Raw genomic sequence first — 3,042 nt, forward strand, 5'->3', positions numbered from 1 at the left:
TGGGTGGTGTTGCTATCGACAAAACTGGCAGTCCATTTCCTGATGAAACCAAAGCAAAGCTCAAAGAAGTTGACGCTGTATTAATGGCTGCAATTGGTGGACCTCAGTATGACAACTTACCGCGCGATAAGAGACCTGAGACTGGCTTACTTGCTTTGCGTAAAGAATTGCAAACCTTTGCTAATATTAGACCAGCCAAGGTCTTTGATTCGTTGGCTCATTTATCTAGCCTCAAAACTGAGATTGTTAGAGGAACTGACTTAGTTGTTGTTCGTGAACTTACTGGTGGTATTTATTTCGGGCAACCTAGTTCTAATGATGGTAATCGCGCTCTTAACACGATGGTTTACGAAAAGTCAGAAGTTACTAGAATCGCTCACGTGGCTTTCTGTCTGGCTCGCAAGCGTAGCAAAAGACTTTGTTCTGTCGATAAGTCAAACGTGCTCAACGTCTCGCAACTTTGGCGAGATGCCGTGATTGAAGTATCTAAGGATTACCCTGATGTTGAGCTTAGTCATATGTATGTTGACAACGCCGCGATGCAATTAATTAAAGATCCTAAGCAATTTGATGTAATTGTTACTGGTAATTTATTTGGAGATATTCTTTCTGATGAGTCAGCTATGTTGACGGGAAGTATTGGTTTATTACCAAGCGCTGCTACTGGTGACGGGACATTGCCTGGACTCTATGAGCCGGTACATGGCTCTGCTCCTGATATTGCTGGCAAAGGACTTGCTAACCCGATTGCAATGGTATTATCAGCTGCTATGATGCTGAGACTTAGTTTTGAGATGTCAAAAGAAGCAGAAATTATAGAGACAGCTGTTGAAGCAGTTCTTGCTCGAGGTATTCTAACGGCTGATCTTGGTGGCAGCGCTAAGACCAAGGATGTTAGTGAAGCATTGGTTGCGGAAGTTAAACTAGCTTTGGCAAATGCATAAAACTATTAGATTATGTTCTTGGAATGTCAATGGCATTCGTGCCGTCGCCAAGAAGGGCTTTCTTGATTGGCTTAAAAATAGCGATTTTGATATAGTCTGCTTGCAAGAAACCAAAGCTCATAGAGATCAGCTTGAGTCTGAGCTAACTGAAATAGAGAACTATCCATTCATTCAATACAACAGTGCAGTGCGCAAGGGCTATAGTAGTGTGGCTAGCTTTGCAAAAGAACAAGCACTAGAATTTAATTTTGGTTTTGAGTTTGAGCGTTTTAAAGAAAGCCCTGTTGAAATTGAATCACTGGATCAAGGCAAAAAAGAAACTAGTCTCACTTTTAAAGGAGTTAATGAAATCCTGAGTCCGCAGAATCTATATACTGAGCTAAGTACAGTGGATTTACTTGATAGATTGACTGGAGCCACAAGACTCAGTGAAACTAAGCTCAAAGAACAAATCGAGGCTTTTAATGCTGAGGGAAGAGTTATAGAAAGTACGCATAAACTCGGCAAAGATAATTATACACTGTTTAATATTTATTTCCCTAATGGTGGTGCAAGTACAGAGCGGCTTAAATTCAAATTAGATTTTTATGAGAGTTTTTTACTGTATATTCAAGAGCTAAAACAAACTCAGCCCAATATTATTATCACTGGTGATTACAACACTGCTCATCAAGCTATTGATTTGGCTCGGCCCAAAGAGAATAGCAATATATCTGGGTTTATGCCAATAGAAAGAATCTATCTTGATCGTCTTGAGGCACTGGGTTTTACCGATAGTTTTAGGTACTTGAATCCGGATGTCGCCGAGAACTATAGCTGGTGGAGTTTTAGGACTGCTGCTCGCGAGCGCAATATCGGTTGGAGAATAGATTATTTTTTTGTCAGCGAGGCACTTTTGCCCAGGCTCAAAGCAGCGCAGATTCATGCTGGTGTCTTGGGTTCAGATCATTGTCCGGTTTCTATTGAGTTAGAGGTAGCTTAGCATGCGTTTATAGAAGCTAATAAATACTTCGGTGGCTTCTGCAGAACTACTACCTGGCTCAAAGGCTTTGAGCATACTCATGTAATCGCCCAGTATTTTTTTTATTTTACTTTTTTCTATTTCTGCTTTTGCTTTTATCATCCATTCTTCAAGGTCTTTCTGTATACGCAACATCATTTCTGTTAATTCAAACGGATCCATACCTCGATCTTGCAGTTGATCAATTAATTCTTGAGTTTGCTCGAAGATGTCATTCATGGCAATTCCAGCATAAGCTAACCCTCTAGTTTCTAGTGAATCAAAAGCCTCTGTCTTAATAGCATTCATGCGTTTTAATGCATCAAGCTTGAGTGAATATATTTCGTTAAAGTCTGAGTAATAATAGTTTTCAGCGTCTTCCTTAGGTATTAATTCATCTCTGTATGATGAGGATTTTTTTTGATAAAGCTCTATAACTTCTTGACTGCTTTGTAATTCTTTTAGTGTTTCAATACTTTTAGTTTGAACACCTTCATCGTAACTAATTACCAAAGACTGAAGAAACTCTTCTTCTTGTCTTTTCAGTTCTTTGTGTAAGACCAAAAGGTCTGATTCGTAGGGATTTAGCTCCACATTAAAGATGTAGCGTAACTAGGTTAAGGCTAGGTTAATCAAGCAGATTTTGTTGAGACTTGAATTAGATCGAGCCTAACATGCGTTGATAAAAACTAATAAATACTTGTGTCGCTTCCGCTGAACTGCTACCTGGCTGGAAGGCGTTGAGCATGGTCATATAGTTTTCTAGTTGTTGTTTTACTTTGCTTCTTTCTATTTCTGTTTTAACTTCTTTTAAATGTTCTTCTATATCTTGGGATAACTGAGCAAACTTTGCTCCCCATTGGTCTTCGTTTTTTCCGATTTTGAATGGGAAATGTTCTAAAGAATAACTAGTGTCCACAGTTTGAGAACTTCTTGTCTCTGTAACACTCCTAGTGACTGCTGTTGATTCCACCTCGCCTGTTTTAAGGTTATTTATGCGTTTTAATGCATCAAGCTTGAGTGAATATTTTTCGTTAAAGTCTGAGTAATAATAGTTTTCAGCGTCTTCCTTAGGTATTAATTCATCTCTGTATGATG

At 39.0% G+C, this 3,042-nt stretch carries 4 protein-coding genes; 2 read left to right on the forward strand and 2 right to left on the reverse strand.

The genetic code is table 11. The annotated features are described in order from the left end of the window. A partial coding sequence (leuB, locus tag O3C63_09580) for a 3-isopropylmalate dehydrogenase (protein ID MDA0773173.1) occupies positions 1 to 944 on the forward strand: 944 nt, incomplete at its 5' end. Continuing rightward, complete coding sequence (locus O3C63_09585) at positions 937 to 1,926, forward strand: exodeoxyribonuclease III (GenBank protein ID MDA0773174.1); 990 nt, start codon at positions 937 to 939, stop codon at positions 1,924 to 1,926. The genes leuB and O3C63_09585, both read left to right, overlap by 8 nt. On the opposite strand, the gene O3C63_09590 is transcribed toward O3C63_09585, so the two are convergent. Both O3C63_09590 and O3C63_09595 read right to left on the reverse strand, forming a co-directional pair. Further along, complete coding sequence (locus O3C63_09590) at positions 1,912 to 2,538, reverse strand: hypothetical protein (protein MDA0773175.1); 627 nt, start codon at positions 2,536 to 2,538, stop codon at positions 1,912 to 1,914. The two genes, O3C63_09585 and O3C63_09590, sit on opposite strands and share 15 nt — an antisense overlap. Before the next feature lie 64 nt (positions 2,539 to 2,602). Continuing rightward, a partial coding sequence (locus O3C63_09595) for a hypothetical protein (GenBank protein MDA0773176.1) occupies positions 2,603 to 3,042 on the reverse strand: 440 nt, incomplete at its 5' end.

Source organism: Cyanobacteriota bacterium, assembly GCA_027618255.1.
In the GTDB taxonomy this organism is placed as follows: Bacteria; Cyanobacteriota; Vampirovibrionia; order LMEP-6097; family LMEP-6097; genus JABHOV01.

Excerpts from the sequence above, each read along its gene's own strand:
- O3C63_09585 (MDA0773174.1), top strand. The coding sequence starts at position 937 with ATGCATAAAACTATTAGATTATGTTCTTGGAATGTCAATGGCATTCGT.